Source organism: Streptomyces sp. NBC_01525, assembly GCF_045040405.1.
GTDB classification, from domain to species: domain Bacteria; phylum Actinomycetota; class Actinomycetes; order Streptomycetales; family Streptomycetaceae; genus Streptomyces; species Streptomyces benahoarensis.
On the sequence record NZ_CP109397.1, the window covers coordinates 5241587 to 5258254 of the forward strand.

The 16668-nt window shown below is 74.1% G+C and carries 16 protein-coding genes; 12 read left to right on the plus strand and 4 right to left on the minus strand.

All coding sequences use genetic code 11. From position 1 onward, the window contains the following. Positions 1 to 94 precede the first annotated feature (94 nt). The 6 genes from rimO to OG422_RS23505 all read left to right on the plus strand — a co-directional run bounded on the left by rimO (position 95) and on the right by OG422_RS23505 (position 4457). Positions 95 to 1570 carry a 30S ribosomal protein S12 methylthiotransferase RimO gene (gene rimO, locus OG422_RS23480; protein WP_405745193.1) on the plus strand — a complete coding sequence of 492 codons (1476 nt, stop codon included), beginning with the start codon at positions 95 to 97 and terminating at the stop codon, positions 1568 to 1570. After that, on the plus strand, positions 1567 to 2205 hold the full coding sequence (gene pgsA, locus OG422_RS23485; protein ID WP_143944452.1) for a CDP-diacylglycerol--glycerol-3-phosphate 3-phosphatidyltransferase: 639 nt from the start codon (positions 1567 to 1569) through the stop codon (positions 2203 to 2205). Before rimO ends, pgsA begins: the two co-directional genes overlap by 4 nt. Next, the gene (locus OG422_RS23490) at positions 2202 to 2741 is read left to right on the plus strand and encodes a CinA family protein (RefSeq protein WP_405745196.1); all 540 of its coding nucleotides are present in this window, start codon (positions 2202 to 2204) and stop codon (positions 2739 to 2741) included. The genes pgsA and OG422_RS23490 overlap by 4 nt, the downstream gene beginning before the upstream one ends. A gap of 94 nt (positions 2742 to 2835) precedes the next feature. Further along, on the plus strand, positions 2836 to 3219 hold the full coding sequence (locus tag OG422_RS23495) for a helix-turn-helix domain-containing protein (RefSeq protein WP_405745199.1): 384 nt from the start codon (positions 2836 to 2838) through the stop codon (positions 3217 to 3219). Between the two features lie 243 nt (positions 3220 to 3462). After that, complete coding sequence (locus OG422_RS23500) at positions 3463 to 3933, plus strand: Dps family protein (protein WP_143944449.1); 471 nt, start codon at positions 3463 to 3465, stop codon at positions 3931 to 3933. 293 nt (positions 3934 to 4226) lie between these two features. Then, a complete protein-coding gene (locus tag OG422_RS23505; RefSeq protein WP_405745202.1) occupies positions 4227 to 4457 on the plus strand; it encodes a hypothetical protein in 231 nt (76 codons plus the stop codon). 130 nt (positions 4458 to 4587) lie between these two features. On the opposite strand, the gene OG422_RS23510 is transcribed toward OG422_RS23505, so the two are convergent. The 3 genes from OG422_RS23510 to OG422_RS23520 all read right to left on the minus strand — a co-directional run bounded on the left by OG422_RS23510 (position 4588) and on the right by OG422_RS23520 (position 11297). Further along, on the minus strand, positions 4588 to 5388 hold the full coding sequence (locus OG422_RS23510; protein ID WP_405745205.1) for an Fpg/Nei family DNA glycosylase: 801 nt from the start codon (positions 5386 to 5388) through the stop codon (positions 4588 to 4590). 215 nt (positions 5389 to 5603) lie between these two features. Next, the gene (locus OG422_RS23515) at positions 5604 to 10337 is read right to left on the minus strand and encodes an ATP-dependent helicase (RefSeq protein ID WP_405745209.1); all 4734 of its coding nucleotides are present in this window, start codon (positions 10335 to 10337) and stop codon (positions 5604 to 5606) included. Between the two features lie 276 nt (positions 10338 to 10613). Continuing rightward, positions 10614 to 11297 (minus strand): hypothetical protein, encoded by a 684-nt coding sequence (locus OG422_RS23520; protein ID WP_405745212.1) that lies wholly within the window; start codon positions 11295 to 11297, stop codon positions 10614 to 10616. Positions 11298 to 11492: 195 nt separating this feature from the next. Here OG422_RS23520 and OG422_RS23525 point away from each other — a divergent pair, with 195 nt between their 5' ends. Both OG422_RS23525 and OG422_RS23530 read left to right on the plus strand, forming a co-directional pair. Beyond that, on the plus strand, positions 11493 to 11687 hold the full coding sequence (locus OG422_RS23525; protein WP_030288116.1) for a DUF3046 domain-containing protein: 195 nt from the start codon (positions 11493 to 11495) through the stop codon (positions 11685 to 11687). Between the two features lie 122 nt (positions 11688 to 11809). Continuing rightward, positions 11810 to 13000 carry an AI-2E family transporter gene (locus OG422_RS23530; RefSeq protein WP_405747959.1) on the plus strand — a complete coding sequence of 397 codons (1191 nt, stop codon included), beginning with the start codon at positions 11810 to 11812 and terminating at the stop codon, positions 12998 to 13000. A gap of 21 nt (positions 13001 to 13021) precedes the next feature. Here OG422_RS23530 and OG422_RS23535 read toward each other — a convergent pair whose 3' ends face one another. Continuing rightward, on the minus strand, positions 13022 to 13483 hold the full coding sequence (locus OG422_RS23535; protein WP_143943848.1) for a MarR family winged helix-turn-helix transcriptional regulator: 462 nt from the start codon (positions 13481 to 13483) through the stop codon (positions 13022 to 13024). Positions 13484 to 13562: 79 nt separating this feature from the next. On the opposite strand from OG422_RS23535, the gene OG422_RS23540 reads away from it, so the two are divergent. The 4 genes from OG422_RS23540 (at position 13563) to recX (ending at position 16552) form a co-directional block, all read left to right on the plus strand. After that, entirely contained in the window at positions 13563 to 13934 is a 372-nt protein-coding gene (locus tag OG422_RS23540) for a VOC family protein (protein ID WP_405745216.1), read from the plus strand. A gap of 94 nt (positions 13935 to 14028) precedes the next feature. Further along, positions 14029 to 14547, plus strand: a complete 519-nt coding sequence (locus OG422_RS23545; RefSeq protein ID WP_405745219.1) for a SixA phosphatase family protein — start codon at positions 14029 to 14031, stop codon at positions 14545 to 14547. A gap of 247 nt (positions 14548 to 14794) precedes the next feature. Continuing rightward, on the plus strand, positions 14795 to 15913 hold the full coding sequence (recA, locus tag OG422_RS23550; RefSeq protein ID WP_405745222.1) for a recombinase RecA: 1119 nt from the start codon (positions 14795 to 14797) through the stop codon (positions 15911 to 15913). 6 nt (positions 15914 to 15919) lie between these two features. Then, positions 15920 to 16552, plus strand: coding sequence for a recombination regulator RecX (gene recX, locus OG422_RS23555; protein ID WP_405745225.1), 633 nt, complete (start codon positions 15920 to 15922; stop codon positions 16550 to 16552). Positions 16553 to 16668 lie beyond the last annotated feature (116 nt).

Consider the following 16668-nt stretch of genomic DNA (forward strand, 5'->3'; position numbering starts at 1 on the left):
ATCCTCCGCCGCCGTGCGCTTCCCGGACACCGGAAGCGCACGGCGGCGGACCTGCGCGCGAGGGGCGCGTCCGGGACGAAGTAGGCTGAGCCCCATGCCCGAACGCCGTACCGTCGCCCTTGTCACTCTTGGCTGCGCCCGTAACGAGGTGGACTCGGAGGAGCTCGCAGGCCGCCTGGCAGCGGACGGCTGGGACCTCGTCGAGGACGCCGCCGATGCCGATGTCGCCGTCGTCAACACCTGCGGCTTCGTCGAGGCCGCCAAGAAGGACTCCGTCGACGCCCTTCTCGAAGCCAACGAGCTGAAGGATCACGGCCGTACCCAGGCCGTCGTCGCCGTCGGCTGCATGGCCGAGCGCTACGGCAAGGAGCTGGCCTCGGCGCTGCCCGAGGCCGACGGTGTGCTCGGCTTCGACGACTACACCGACATCTCCGACCGCCTCCAGACCATCCTGAGCGGCGGCAACGTCGAGGCGCACGCGCCGCGCGACCGCCGCACGCTGCTGCCGATCAGCCCCGCCGAGCGGCAGGACGCCGACGCCGTCGCGCTGCCCGGCCACGCGCAGGACACCCCGCCCGCCGATCTGCCCGAGGGCGTGGCACCGGCCTCCGGGCCGCGGGCGCCGCTGCGCCGCAGACTCGACAGCAGCCCGGTGGCGTCGGTCAAGCTCGCCTCCGGGTGCGACCGGCGCTGCTCGTTCTGCGCCATCCCCTCGTTCCGCGGCTCGTTCATTTCGCGGCGCCCCTCCGACGTCCTCGGGGAGACCCGCTGGCTGGCGGAGCAGGGCGTCAAGGAGATCATGCTGGTCTCCGAGAACAACACCTCCTACGGCAAGGACCTCGGCGACATCCGCCTGCTGGAGACGCTGCTGCCGGAGCTGGCCGCCGTCGACGGCATCGAGCGGATCCGGGTCAGCTACCTCCAGCCCGCCGAGATGCGGCCCGGGCTGATCGACGTACTGACCTCCACCGACAAGGTGGCGCCCTACTTCGACCTCTCCTTCCAGCACGCGGCACCCGGGGTGCTGCGCCGGATGCGGCGCTTCGGTGACACCGACCGCTTCCTGGAGCTGCTGGAGCAGATCCGCGCCAAGGCGCCCGAGGCCGGTGCGCGCTCCAACTTCATCGTCGGCTTCCCCGGCGAGACCGAGGACGACGTCGCCGAGCTGGAGCGCTTCCTCACCGGCGCGCGGCTCGATGCGATCGGCATCTTCGGCTACTCCGACGAGGACGGCACCGAAGCGGCCTCGTACGCGGACAAGACCGATCCGGACGTGGTCGCCGAGCGGCTGGCGCGGGTGTCGCGGCTGGCCGAGGAGCTGACCGCGCAGCGCGCCGAGGAGCGCATCGGCGACACGGTGCGGGTGCTGGTCGACCGGATCGACGACGAGGACGGTGTGGTGGGCCGGGGCGCCCACCAGGCGCCCGAGACCGACGGCGTGACGCTGCTGCGGGGCGCGGACGGCCTGACGCCTGGCCGGATGGCCGAGGCGAAGGTCGTCGCCAGCGAGGGCGTGGATCTGGTCGCCGAGGTGTGTTCGGCCGAGGGCGCCGAGGGGGCGGGCAGATGACGCCGCTGCCGGCTTCCGCCACCGGCGGGCCGCGCCCGGCGGCGGTCCGGCAGGCCGGGCTGTGGAACATCGCCAACGTCCTGACGATGCTCCGGCTGGTCCTGGTACCGGCCTTCGTCCTGCTGCTGATGCACGGCGACGGCCGGGACCCGGCGTGGCGCGCGTTCGCCTGGGCCGCGTTCGCCGTCGCCATGATCACCGACGTCTTCGACGGGCATCTGGCGCGGTCGTACAACCTCGTCACCGACTTCGGGAAGATCGCCGACCCGATCGCCGACAAGGCGATCATGGGCGCGGCGCTCATCTGCCTGTCGGTGCTGGGCGATCTGCCGTGGTGGGTGACGGGCGTGATCCTCTTCCGGGAGCTGGGCATCACGCTCCTGCGGTTCTGGGTGATCAAGCACGGGGTGATTCCGGCCAGTCGTGGCGGCAAGATCAAGACTTTGGCGCAGGGCATCGCCGTCGGGATGTACGTCCTGGTGCTCACAGGCCCGCTGGCCACGTTCCGCTGGTGGGTGATGGCGGTCGCCGTGGCGCTGACCGTCGTGACCGGCCTCGACTACGTACGCCAGGCCGTCGCGTTGCGCCGGGCCGGTCTGGTCCGCGAGCGCGCCGAGCGGGACGCCGTACGGTGACCGGCCCGGCGGGCGGGGCGGCGGCGCGGGCGCTGGAGCTGCTCGCGGCGCGGGGAGAGACCCTCGCGGCGGCCGAATCGCTCACCGGTGGCCTGGTCGCCGCCGGGCTGACCGCCGTGCCCGGGGCCTCGCGCGTGGTGCGCGGCGCGGTGACCGCGTACGCCACCGACGTCAAGCGTTCCGTGCTGGGCGTCGACGGGGAGCTGCTCGCGGTGCGGGGCGCGGTGGACGGCGAGGTGGCGCGGCAGATGGCCTGCGGGGTGCGGCGGCTGCTGGGCGCCGACTGGGGCGTCGCCACCACCGGGGTGGCCGGCCCGGATCCGCAGGACGGGCAGTCGGTGGGCACCGTCTATGTCGCGGTCTGCGGTCCCGGGGAGGTGGCCGCGGTGCGGCGGCTGGCCCTGGAGGGGGACCGCGAGGGGATCCGCAGGGACAGCGTCGAGGCCGCGGTGGGGCTGCTGCTCGGCGAACTGACAGAAAATACGGGGGCACAGGATACGGAACAACACGGGGGGAAGGGATGTTTGCAGCCCTGAGTGAACACGTACTTGCGCCCGGCACGGCCACGGCCGGAGGCGGTACGGTGGGGCGAGAAGGATCCGGATCCGAGGTCCGAGGAGGGAGCCAGCGATGATTCTGCTTCGTCGCCTGCTGGGTGACGTGCTGCGCCGACAGCGTCAGCGCCAAGGCCGCACCCTGCGCGAGGTCTCTTCCTCCGCCCGGGTGTCGCTCGGCTATTTGTCCGAGGTCGAACGAGGACAGAAGGAAGCGTCGTCCGAACTGCTCTCGTCGATCTGCGACGCGCTGGATGTGCGCATGTCCGAGCTGATGCGTGAGGTCAGCGACGAGCTGGCGCTCGCCGAACTTGCCGCGTCCGCGGCCGCGACCGACTCGGTGCCCGCACCGGTGCGGCCCACGTTCAACGCCGTGTCCGTCGCCTCCCTGACGGGTGTGGCGGAGGACCGCGTGACGATCAAGTCGCCGGCCGATGTCGTGGACGTCGTCGCCGCCTGACGCACCGCACAGACCCTTTACGGAGCCCCGCCCGGCAGCAGCCGGGCGGGGCTCCGTGCCGTCCGGGGCCGGGCGCGACCGGTGGCATACGCACGGATCCTTGGGCGCCGCGGGCACGGTGCCCGGTCCGGCCGCTCGACTGCTCGCCGCCGGCCGATCGTTTATACGATGACCGAACCCGTACATTCCCGAACGCTTCGGGCCTCTGGTGCCGGGGCGTTCGTCCCCATGAGGAGGAGCTGGATGTCTGTGGTCACGAGCACGCTGTCCGACGCCGACCGCGCCACCGTGGGGAAGGCCCTCCAGGGCGCCCTGGTCGATCTGGTGGATCTCTCCCTCGTCGCCAAGCAGGTGCACTGGAACGTCGTCGGCCCGCGGTTCCGCTCCGTCCATCTCCAGCTCGACGAGGTCGTCGCCTCGGCGCGGGCACACGCGGACGAGGTCGCCGAGCGGGCGTCCGCGGTGGGGGTGCCGCCGGACGGCCGGGCCGCGACAGTCGCGAAGACCACCGGCATCGCGGAGGTCGCGGAGGGCTGGATCAAGGACGAGGCCGGGGTCGCGGCGCTGGTCACCGCACTGGGCGTGGTCATCGGGCGGATGCGGCAGCGGATCGACGCGACCGGGACGCCCGATCCCGTCACCCAGGATCTGCTCATCGGCCTCACCGGTGACCTGGAGAAACACCACTGGATGTTCCAGGCCGAGGCCCGCTGACGGACGCCGGAGGCCCGCCGCACGGTCGCGCCATCGGTGCGGCCGCACGGGGCGTGCGCGGGGGCCCGGCCGGTGGGCGGGCGCGGCGCGGACGTGCGCCGGGGGAGCGCCGATGCGCCCTGCCGCACCGTTACGGGGCGCCACTAGCGTCGTACGGGGCGGGGGCGGGGCGGAACCCGGACGGCGGCCGGCCGGAGGAGGCGGCGATGAGCGGACACGGAGCGGCGAGGTGCGCATCGACCGGCCGGGGGACCGGTCGGCCAGGTCCGCGGGTCGGTGCCCGAGGGCGCGTCGTGATCGCGGTGGTGGCCGGGGCGCTGTGGTGGTGGGCGGTGGCCCGGCTGGTCTGGTGGCCCGCCACCGCGGGACCGGTCGAATCGGCGGTGGCCGCGGGCGGCTGGGGGCTGAGTCTGCTGCCGGTGCATTGTGTGCCGTGGGCGGGGAGGCGGCGTCGGGCCGGGGATGTCGTGCGTCCGGTGTGGGCGGTGTTGTCGCGGGGGCGGGCGCCCGGGAAGCGGGGCTGAGGCGAGGCGGTGCGGTGGCCGCTCCGCGGCGGGCCGGGGCGGATGCCGTGCGGGCTGTGAGGGGCGTGGGCACGAGGCGGGGAGCGGTACGGGGGCTTTCGGGCGGACCGGGCGGGCGCGGGGCGTGCCGTCAGGCTTCGGGCGTGGGGCCCGGCTGGCAGGTGGGGCACCAGTAGGTGACGCGCTCGTCGGCCGTCGGGCCCTGTGCGCGGTGGCGTACGAGGGTGCCGCAGCGGTGGCAGGGGCGGTCGGCGCGGCCGTGGACCCACAGGCGGCGGTCGGGGCGGGCGCCGGGGACGGTGCGGCGAGCGGGGTGGTTCTTGTTGGCTTCCAGCAGTCGCCGGGCGAGGGCCGGTGCGCGGGCGGGGTCGGGGAACTGCCCGACCGGTAGCCAGGGGGAGGCGCCGAGCACGAAGCACAGCTCGCACCGGTAGACGTTGCCGATCCCGGCGAGGTTGCGCTGGTCGAGCAGGGCCTCGCCGAGCGGGCGTTCCGGGGTGGTGAGCAGGCGGCGCAGCGCCTCCTCGGGGTCCCAGTCAGGGCCCAGCGGGTCGGGGCCCAGGTGTCCCACGACGCGGGCCTCGTCGGCGGTCGGTATCAGCTCCAGTACGGGCAGGCGGTACCCGACGGCGGTGCGGTGCGCCGTGCCGAGTACCGCACGGATCTGGTGCGCGGGGCCGCCGCGCCACCGCTCCCCGGGCGTGTGGATCCGCCAGGCGCCGTCCATCCGCAGATGCGAGTGGAGGGTCAGACCGCCCTCGACGCGGAGGAGCAGATGCTTGCCGCGCGGCACCACCTCCCGGACCGTCCGGCCGGACAGATCGGCCGTCGCGAGCCGCGGTACGCGCAGCTCGCACCGGATCAGCTCCTCCCCCGCCAGCGCCTCGTGCAACTGCCGGGCGACCCGCCAGACCGTGTCACCTTCGGGCATGGGTCCATGATGCCGGGGAGGGGCCGTCCCGGGGGCAGGGGGCGGGGGCCGTGCCTTTGCCGGGCGCTCAGGGTGTGGGACCGTTCGGCGAGGCGCGGGGCCGTACCGCGTGCCCCCGGGACGGCCCAAGGGGTACGGCGAGGGTAGGGCCGCCCCCTCCCTGCCCTCGCATGCACGATGCGGGCCCCTTTCAGGCGCGGGCGAGCCCGCCTTCCTCACGCCCGCAACCGCAGCCCCCGTGGCGTGGGATGGAAACCCGCCTCCTCCAGGAGGGCGGCGAAGGGGGAGGTCAGCGCGGATATGCCGTTGATGCGCTCGGTGGTGACCGTGCCCAGGGCGCCCGCGCGGGCGAGGGCGGCCAGCGCCTCGACCGCCTGGCGCAGCCGGGCGTCGGGCCGGGGTCCGTCCGCGTCCGTGCCGAGCGGCCACAGCAGCAGGGTCTTGCCGCCGCGCTCCATGTAGAGGGTCAGCTCGCCGTCGACCAGGACGACCAGGGAACCGGCCTTGCGGCCCGGTTTGTGGGTGCAGCCCGTGGGCGGCTCGGGCCACGGCAGTGCCGCGCCGTAGGCGTTGGCCGGGTCGGCGGCCGCGAGCACCACCGCCCGCTGCGGGCCGTCGCCGCCCCGCCGGTCCGGCGGCGGGGCGAAGCCGTCCGAGGCGTCGCGCTCGCGGCGGTTGTGCACCGCGCGGAGCCGGTCGACCGCGCCGTCCACCGCGAACTGGGCCGCGCCCAGCCCCTCGACGACATAGCCGCGGCGGGCCTGCCCGCTCTCCTCGAAGGCGGCCAGCACGCGGTACGCCGCCGAGAAACCGCCCTCGACGCCCTCCGCCGCGACCGCGCCGCGGGTGACGATGCCGTGGCGGTCCAGGAGCGTACGGGCCAGGGCGTGGGCGCGGTGCGTCGGATCGGGCTCCAGGGCGGGCAGCAGCGACCAGCGGCCCCCCGCGGTCGGCGGGCCGGAGCGGGACGCGGTCGGGCGGGCGCCGCGCGCCGCCGGTACGCCGTAGCGGCCGCGGGGCACGGAGCGGCGGGCGCGGTGCGCGGTGGAACCGGCCGTGCGGCCCGAGCCGAGAAGGGCGCGCAGCGGGGCCAGTGTGTCGTTGGTGAGACGGCCCGACCACGTCAGCTCCCAGAGGGCGTCGGCGAGTTGCGGATCGGTGACCTCGGGGTGGGTGGTGGCGCGGACCCGGTCGGCGAGCTGGCGGAAGAACAGGCCGTACCCGGGCGCGAGGGCGTCCAGGACGGAGGCGTGCAGCGCCGACACCTCCAGGGGGAGCGGTGGCGCCAGCGACAGCGGCGCGGTGTCGGCGAGATGGAGGGTGAGCCAGCCGTCCTTGCCGGGCAGCGCGCCCGCGCCCGCCCACACCACCTCGCCGGTGGCGGTGAGTTCGTCCAGCAGGGCGGGGGAGTAGTCCGCGACGCGGGACGGCAGGACGAGCTTCTCCAGCGCCGACGCGGGCACCGGAGCGCCCTGCAACTGCTCGACGGCGCGCACCAGTCCGTCGATCCCGCGCAGCCCGGGGGCGGCGCCCTGCGGCGGACGGGCGGCGCCCGAAGCCAGGCGGGGCGTGCCGACCTGCTGCCACCGGGGCAGGAATACGGCCAGCGCGGTGGGCGGCACCGGCTCCAGCTCCTCACGCAGCGCCGCCAGCGAACGGCGCCGCAGCCGCCGCAGCACCTGCGCGTCGCACCACTCCTGGCCGATGCCCGCCGGATGGAACTCGCCCTGCACCAGGCGGCCGGACGCCGCCAGACGGTGCAGGGCGCCGTCGGTGACGGCCGGGCCCAGCCCGAAGCGGGCCGCGGCCTGCTCGGAGGTGAACGGGCCGTGGGTGCGGGCGTACCGGGACAGCAGATCGCCCAGCGGATCGGCCACCGGCTCCGTGAACGCCTCGGGGACGCCCACCGGCAGCGCCGTGCCCAGGGCGTCGCGGAGCCGCCCGGCGTCCTCGACGGCGGCCCGGTGCGCGGTGCCCGCCAGCCGCACCGGGATGGCGCGCCGGGCCGCCGCCAGCTCCTCGGCCCACGCCGGGTCGGCGCCCCGCTCGGCCAGCTCCGCGTCGGTCAGCGGACCCAGCACCCGCAGCAGGTCGGCGACGCCCTCGGCGTCCTTGACGCGGCGGTCGTCGGTGCGCCACTGCAACTCCCGCTCCAGCTCCGCCAGCACCTCCGGATCCAGCAGCTCACGCAGCTCCGCCCGGCCCAGCAGCTCCGCCAGGAGCCGGGAGTCCAGCGACAGCGCGGCGGCCCGGCGTTCGGCGAGCGGGGAGTCGCCCTCGTACAGGAACTGCGCGACGTAACCGAAGAGGAGGGAGCGGGCGAACGGGGACGGCTCCGGGGTGGTGACCTCCACCAGGCGGACCCGGCGGGCCTCGATGTCGCCCATCAGCTCCGTCAGCCCGGGGACGTCGAACACGTCCTGGAGGCATTCGCGCACCGCCTCCAGGACGATCGGGAACGAGCCGAACTCGCTCGCCACCTGGAGGAGTTGCGCCGCGCGCTGGCGCTGCTGCCACAACGGGGTGCGCCGGCCGGGGCTGCGCCGCGGCAGCAGCAGGGCGCGCGCCGCGCACTCCCGGAAGCGGGAGGCGAACAGTGCCGAGCCGCCCACCTGGTCGGTGACCAGCTGATCGACCTCACCGGGATCGAAGACGACATCGGCGGCGCCGACCGGCGACTGCTCCGGGTCGAACTCCGCGCCCGCCACGGGACCGGCGCCGCCCGGCCCGTCGAGGAGGTCGAGGCCCAGCAGATCCGCGTCGGGCAGCCGCAGCACGATCCCGTCGTCGGCATGCATCACCTGGGCGTCGATGCCGTGGCGCTCGGCGAGCCGCGCGCCGAGGGCGAGCGCCCACGGGGCGTGCACCTGCGCGCCGAAAGGGGAGTGCACCACGACCCGCCAGTCGCCCAGCTCGTCCCGGAACCGCTCCACGACGACGGTGCGGTCGTCCGGCACATGGCCGCACGCCTGCCGCTGCTCGGCGAGGTAGCCGAGGACGTTGTCGCAGGCCCAGTCGTCGAGCCCGGCGGCGGCGAGCCGGGCCCGTGCCTCCTCGGGCGACAGCGCCCCGATCTCGCGGAGGAACGCGCCGAGCGCGCGGCCCAGTTCCAGGGGGCGGCCCAGCTGGTCGCCCTTCCAGAAGGGCAGGCGGCCCGGCACCCCGGGGGCGGGGGTGACCAGGACGCGGTCGCGGGTGATGTCCTCGATGCGCCAGGAGGTCGTGCCGAGGGTGAAGACGTCGCCGACGCGGGACTCGTAGACCATCTCCTCGTCCAGCTCGCCGACCCGGCGGCCGCCGCCCTTGCCGTCGCCCCCGGCCAGGAAGACGCCGAACAGCCCGCGGTCGGGGATCGTGCCGCCGGAGGTGACGGCGAGCCGCTGCGCGCCGGGGCGGCCGGTCACCGTCTGCGCGACGCGGTCCCACACCAGACGCGGCCGCAGCTCGGCGAAGGCGTCGGACGGATAGCGACCGGCCAGCATGTCCAGGACGGAGGTGAACGCCGACTCCGGGAGGGAGGCGAACGGCGCCGCGCGGCGCACCAGGGCCAGCAGCTCCCCGACATCCCAGGCGTCGAGCGCCGTCATCGCCACGAGCTGCTGCGCCAGGACGTCGAGCGGGTTGGCGGGCACCCGCAGCGCCTCGATGGCGCCCGTCCGCATCCGCTCGGTGACCACGGCCGCCTGCACCAGGTCGCCGCGGTACTTCGGGAAGACGATGCCCTTCGACACCGCGCCCACCTGATGCCCGGCCCGGCCCACCCGCTGGAGCCCGGACGCCACCGACGGCGGCGATTCGACCTGGATCACCAGATCGACCGCGCCCATGTCGATGCCCAGCTCCAGGCTGGAGGTGGCGACGACGGCCGGGAGCCGCCCCGCCTTGAGGTCCTCCTCCACCAGGGCCCGCTGCTCCTTGGAGACCGAACCGTGGTGGGCGCGGGCCAGCACCGGCGGCGCGCCCTTGGCGGCGCCGGACTCGGCCATCAGCTCGGCCGGGGAGTGGTCCTCCGGCAGCGGCTCGCCGGTCGCCCGCTCGTGGGCGATCTCGTTGAGGCGGTTGCAGAGCCGCTCCGCCAAGCGGCGGGAGTTGGCGAAGACGATCGTGGAGCGGTGGGCCTGCACCAGGTCGGCGATCCGCTCCTCGACCTGCGGCCAGATCGACGGCTTCTCGCCCGCCTCGCCCTCCCGTACGGGCGAGCCGCCCAGCTCCCCCATGTCCTCGACCGGGACGACCACCGACAGGTCGAACCGCTTCCCGGACAGCGGCTGCACGATCTCCACCCGGCGCCGCGGCGACAGATAGCGGGCCACCTCCTCCACCGGGCGGACCGTCGCCGACAGTCCGATCCGGCGGGCCGGGCGTGGCAGCAGCGCGTCGAGCCGCTCCAGGGACAGCGCCAGATGCGCGCCGCGCTTCGTCCCGGCGACGGCGTGCACCTCGTCGAGGATCACCGTCTCGACGCCTTCCAGCGCCTCCCGGGCCGACGACGTGAGCATGAGGAACAGCGACTCGGGGGTGGTGATCAGGATGTCGGGCGGGCGGGTGGCGAGCGCGCGGCGTTCGGCGGCCGGGGTGTCACCGGAGCGGATGCCGACGGTGAGGTCCGGCTCCGGCAGCCCGAGCCGGACCGACTCCTGCCGGATGCCGGTCAGCGGACTGCGCAGATTACGTTCGACATCGACGGCGAGGGCCTTCAGCGGCGAGACGTACAGCACCCGGCAGCGCTTCTTCGGCTGCGCCGGGGGCGGGGTGCTCGCCAGCGCGTCCAGCGAGGCGAGGAACGCGGCGAGCGTCTTGCCGGAGCCTGTCGGCGCCACCACCAGGACATCCGAGCCTTCGCGCAGCGCGCTCCAGGCACCCTCCTGCGCCGCCGTCGGCGCCTGGAAGGCGCCGGTGAACCAGCCGCGGGTCGCGGCGGAGAAGGAATCGAGCGCTGTCCCGTCCATGCCCCCCATCGTGCACCGCCCCACTGACAACGCCGCCGGAACGGGGCATCCGTGCAGCTCACGGCGGGTGCGGCGGGCCGTCCACGGCCGAGCGGAGCGGCCGCGCGCCGCGCCTTCGCCCCACCGCGGCCACCGCCCACGTCTTCCCCACGCGGCTGTCCATGTCTTTCCCACCCGGCCGCCCATGTCTTTCCCACCCGGCCGCCCACGTCTTTCCCACCCGGCCGCCCACGTCTCCCGCGCCCGACCACTGAGCGCCGCGGCCCGCCGCCCCGCTCAGTCCAGCGCCCACCCGTGTGCGCGCAGCGTCAGCAGGGCCCGCAGGGTGACGACCGGGCGGCTCTCCGCCGCGGTGCCCGGCGCCCGGACGTACGCGTCGGCGGGCCAGCCGCCGTCGTCGCGCTGCAGCGAGGCGAGGTGGTCCAGCGACCGCGCCAGCTCCGCGTCCGTGAACCAGCCGCGGGCGAGCGCCCCGGGCGCGGTCGCGTAGTCGTACGCGAAGTGATGCTCCCCGGGGGCGTACCCCGGGGCGACCGGGGTGTCCGCGGCCCGCGCGGAACTGGGCGGATCGCCGGCGACCGGCAACCACGGGGCCACCGGGTACCCACGCGCCGACGGGTGCAGCGCGGGCAGCGCCCCGTCCCGGGTCGAGATCCGCGTCAGATAGCGGCAGACGTGCTCGATGTGGCGGCTGTCGCAACGCCCGATGCGGTCCAGCACCCCCAGGGCGTGCGCGGTGTGCAGCGGCTGGCTGGCCGGTCCGCGCAGCTCCGGCTCCAGCGCGTGGCCGTACCCGCCGTCGTCGTTGCGGTACGCGGCGAGCGCCCGCTCCACCGGGGTGTCACCGCCGCCCAGGAAGTGGTACGCGAAGAGCCGCTGTTCGAGCACCCGGGCGGTGAGCCACACGAAGCGCTCGGCACGGGCCGGCGGGGACGGCGACGGGCTTGCGGTTTCGGCCATGCCCCGCACCGTAGGGCCGGATCACGCCCCGGCGCACCGCACCGGGGCCCACGCCCTCCCAGGGCGGGACACCGGGGGCGCCGGATTGATGGCGGCGCCCCCTGGTGAGGAGGGCATACGCTGCGGGGACCACGGTGCCGCTCCGGCCGCGGGCCGGCGGACGGGCGGGGCCGGGGCCATGAGGAAACGGGATTCATGAGGCTGACGGATTTCTGGCAGCGGATGGCGGACCACTTCGGACCGGCGTACGCCGACTCGTTCGCCCGCGACCATGTGATGTCCGGCCTCGGGGGCCGCACCGTCCACGAGGCGCTGGCGGCGGGCTGGAGCGCCAAGGAGGTGTGGCGGGTGGTCTGCGTCACCATGGACGTACCGGACGAGCGGCGCTGACCGGCCGATCCCGGGGGACGGCCAGGAGTGTCGTACGGGTGCGCGACACTGGGCCGGTGCCCGCGATTGATGACACGCCCAGCGACGACGCCCGACGACCTCCCGAGCCGCCGGACGCGCGGATGCCGCGCTGGCTGCCGCGCGCCATGGTGCTGGCGCTCGCGCTGGTGGCCTGTTTCCAGCTCGCCAGCTGGGGATTCCACCAGCTCATCGGCCTGCTGCTGAACATCCTGATCGCCTTCTTCCTCGCGCTGGCCGTCGAGCCCGCGGTGGACTGGATGGCGGCGCGCGGCGTGCGGCGCGGCCTCGCCACCGGCACCGTCTTCCTTGGCCTCCTCGTCGCCGCGGCGGGTTTCTTCGCCCTCCTCGGGTCGATGGTCGCGGGCCAGATCGCGACCATGGTCGAGGAGTTCCCGCAGTATCTGGACTCCGTCATCAGCTGGGCGAACAGCACCTTCCACACCCACCTGTCCCGGCTGGAGGTGCAGAACAACCTCCTCAACTCCGACTGGCTGCAGAAGTACGTCCAGGACAGCGCCAACAACGTCCTCGCCGTCTCCGCGACGGTGCTGGGCAGCCTGTTCAACCTGCTGACGGTGGCGCTGTTCTCGTTCTACTTCGCGGCCGACGGCCCCCGGCTGCGCCGCGCGCTCTGCTCCGTGCTGCCGCCGAGCCGCCAGGCGGAGGTGCTGCGCGCCTGGGAGATCGCGGTCGCCAAGACGGGCGGCTACCTCTACTCGCGCGGCCTGATGGCGCTGATCTCCGGGGCCGCCCACTACGTCCTGCTGGAGGCCCTCGGGGTGCCCTACGCCCCCGCGCTGGGCGTCTGGGTCGGCCTGGTCTCGCAGTTCATCCCGACCATCGGTACGTATCTCGCAGGGGCCCTGCCCATTCTGATCGCCTTCACCGTGGACCCCTGGTACGCGCTGTGGGTGTTCGCGTTCGTCGTGGTCTACCAGCAGTTCGAGAACTACCTGCTGCAACCCCGGATCACCGCGCGCACGGTCGACATCCACCCCGCCGTCGCCTTCGGCTCCGTCATCGCGGGCACGGCGCTGATGGGCGCGGTCGGCGCACTGATCGCGATCCCCGCCACGGCGACCCTCCAGGCGTTCCTGAGCGCGTACGTCAAGCGGTACGAGGTGACCGACCCGAGGGCCGACGGCGGCCGCCGGTTCCGGCGCGGCTCCGAGGTGCTGGCACGGGTCCGGCGGGGGCTGCACGGGGAGGCACCCGAGGGGGCGCGCCCCGGGGCGGCCACTGGGGGACCGGAAGCGCCTTCGGAGGAGACGGAGCAGTCGGGCACCGCCTAGGGACGCGCGGGGCTCCGGCCGTCAGTCCTCCAGTGCCGTCGCGATGCGTTCGAGGTCGGTCAGGAGTGCCGTGACGCGCCGGGGCGGGAGCGCGTCGGCCATGCGCTGTTCGACGGCATGGACGGTGGCCTGGACCGTGGCCAGGCGGGTGTGGCCCTCCTCGGTGAGGCGGGCGGGCCGGGCGCGGCCGTGATCGGCGGTGGCGGGGCGGGTGATCAGCCCGGCCTCCTGGAGGCCCCGGAGGACGACGTTGCCGGACTGCCGGGTGACGAAGGTCGCGCGGGCGAGGTCGGCGTTGGACATCCCGGGGTGCAGCGCCAGCAGTTCCAGCGTGGCGTACTGCGGCACGGTCAGCCCGTGCTCGCGCAGCACCTTGTCCATGGCGGCGCGCAGGGCCGCCTGGGCGCGTTTGAGCAGGTATCCGACGTGCTGGGTGACATCGTTCGCGGGGCGGGACGGCTCCGGCGGCACACTCTCGTTCATGTCAGCATTTTGACATGCTCGTGGGCTGCCCCCTAGCCTCCCCTGTGTCAAAGTCCTGACATAAGAGTGAGGGAAGCCCATGTCTGTTGCCGTCGACGGTCCCGACTTCGTCGCCCTGCAGGTCCGTGACGTGGAGGCCGCCGCGGCCTTCTGTGAGCGGCACCTGGGGCTGCGCCGGTCCCCGGCCTCGCCGCCCCATGCGGTCGTGTTCGACACCGCGCCGATTCCGTTCGCCGTCCGCGAGCTGTTCCCGGACACCGACCTCGCCGACGCCGCACGGCCGGGCCTCGGCGTGGTGCTCTGGTTCCGGACCCCCGACGCCCAACAGCTCCACGACCGGCTCGTCGCCGCCGGGATCACGATCCTCACGCCGATGGCGGAGAGCCCCTTCGGGCCGATGTTCTCGTTCGAAGGCCCGGAGGGCTACCGGCTCACCGCCCACGGGGGCTGACCGGCCGCCGGGCGCGGGCCGGGATTCGCCCGCCCGGCCGAGTTCCGCGCGGTGCGCCCCGGCCCGGGGTCGTCGGGTGGCGAGGATGGCCGCCATGAGTGCTGAGACGACCCGCCATGTGGTGCTCCTGCGCCACGCCAAGGCCGAACGGACCGACGGGGACGACCATGAGCGCCCGCTTGCGGCGCGCGGCCGCGAGGACGCACCCGCCGCCGGCCGCCGGCTCGCCGGGTCCGGTGTCCTTCCGGACCTGGCGCTGTGCTCGACCGCCGCACGCTGCCGGGAGACATGGCGGCTCGCCCTGTCCGAGCTGCCGGAGCAGCCCAGGACGGTGTACGAGGAGCGCGTCTACAGGGCGTCGCCGGGCGAGCTGATCGCGCTCCTCAACGAGGTGGGTGACGAGGTCGGGAGCCTGGTGGTCATTGGGCACAACCCCGGTATCCACGAGCTCGCCGACGCGCTCACCGGCGAGGCGGACGGTGATCTGCTGGCACGGATGCACCGCAGTGGCCTCCCGACGTCCGCGATCGCCGTTCTCGCCTTCACCGGCTCCTGGCGGGACATCGAGCCCGGCGCCGGGAGGCTGACCGCCTTCTGGGCCCCGCATGCCTGACCGGCCGCCGTCGTGACCTGCACGGACCGGGCCCCGGGGCCTCGTGCCCGGGGCTCCGGCGGGTGCGCTTGACAGTAAAATCGAACATCTATTCTTATTGGGGTCCGACCTGTACGCCGGAGCGAAAGTTCCGGGGCTTCATCGCCGAGTTGTCCACAGGCCGGAGCCGGGTCCGGGCGCATTGTCAGTGGCAGGCGTTAGCGTCGTGGACGTGAAGCGATCGACTCAAGCAAATCGGGTGGAACCCATGGCAGGCACTGACCGCGAGAAGGCGCTCGACGCCGCGCTCGCACAGATTGAACGGCAATTCGGCAAGGGCGCCGTGATGCGCATGGGGGAGCGGCCGAACGAACCCATCGAGGTCATCCCCACCGGGTCGACCGCGCTCGACGTGGCGCTGGGTGTCGGCGGCATCCCCCGCGGCCGCGTCGTGGAGGTCTACGGACCGGAGTCCTCCGGTAAGACGACCCTGACCCTGCACGCGGTGGCCAACGCCCAGAAGGCCGGCGGCTCCGTGGCGTTCATCGACGCCGAGCACGCGCTCGACCCCGAGTACGCCAAGAAGCTCGGCGTGGACACGGACGCGCTGATCCTGTCCCAGCCGGACAACGGTGAGCAGGCCCTGGAGATCACGGACATGCTGATCCGCTCCGGCGCCCTCGACCTCATCGTCATCGACTCCGTCGCGGCCCTGGTGCCGAAGGCGGAGATCGAGGGTGAGATGGGCGACTCGCACGTCGGTCTCCAGGCCCGGCTGATGAGCCAGGCGCTGCGCAAGATCACCAGCGCGCTCAACCAGTCCAAGACCACCGCGATCTTCATCAATCAGCTCCGCGAGAAGATCGGCGTGATGTTCGGCTCGCCGGAGACCACGACGGGTGGCCGCGCCCTGAAGTTCTACGCCTCGGTGCGTATCGACATCCGCCGTATCGAGACCCTCAAGGACGGCACGGATGCGGTCGGTAACCGCACCCGCTGCAAGGTGGTCAAGAACAAGGTGGCCCCGCCCTTCAAGCAGGCCGAGTTCGACATCCTCTACGGCCAGGGCATCAGCCGTGAGGGCGGCCTGATCGACATGGGCGTGGAGCACGGCTTCATCCGCAAGTCGGGCGCCTGGTACACATACGAGGGCGATCAGCTCGGCCAGGGCAAGGAGAACGCCCGCAACTTCCTCAAGGACAACCCGGACCTCGCCAACGAGGTCGAGAAGAAGATCAAGGAGAAGCTGGGCATCGGCGTCAAGCCGCAGGACCCGGTGGCGGAGCCCGGCCCGGACGCCGCGGGCCCGGCCGAGCCCGCCAAGTCGCTCCCGGCGCCCGCGGCCAAGGGTGCCAAGGGTGCCAAGGCCGCCGCGGCCAAGAGCTAGTCCGTCATGACGCGGCGAACGGAATGGCCCGACGGCGGCGGTCACGCCATGGGCGGTGCCGAACACCGTAAGGGCCGTGGTGGCCGTGACGACAGCGATGACCCCTCCCCGTCGAGGGCCGGGCAGGGGTCCCCGCGCACGCCCGAGGAGCAGGCGCGGGCGATATGTCTGCGCCTGCTCACCGGGTCCCCGCGCACCCGAAGCCAGCTCGCGGACGCCCTGCGCAAGCGAGACATCCCCGAGGAGGCCGCGGAGGAGGTCCTCTCCCGCTTCGTGGAGGTCGGGCTCATCGACGACATGGCGTTCGCCGATGCGTGGGTGGAGTCCCGGCACCACGGGCGGGGCCTGGCCCGGCGGGCGCTCGCCCGCGAGCTGCGGACCAAGGGCGTGGAGTCCGAGGTCATCGACCAGGCGGTCGGCCGCCTCGATCCCGAGCAGGAGGAGGCCACCGCCCGGGAGCTGGTCGAGCGCAAGCTCCGCAGTACCAGGGGTCTGGACCGCGACAGGCGGCTGCGTCGCCTCGCCGGAATGCTGGCCCGCAAGGGCTACTCCGAGGGCCTGGCCCTCCGGGTGGTCCGCCAGGCGCTGGAGGAGGAGGGCGAGGACCCCGAACTGCTGGAGCAATGGGCGCAGGAGTAGTGGTGCCGGGCCGGGGTGCCGCCGAGTGTGCTGGTGCCGCCCCCACCGGTCGTCCCGTCACGCCCGCCCCGGCGCGGTGACCCGGCGACCGGGGCACGGCAGCCGGGTCATGACCG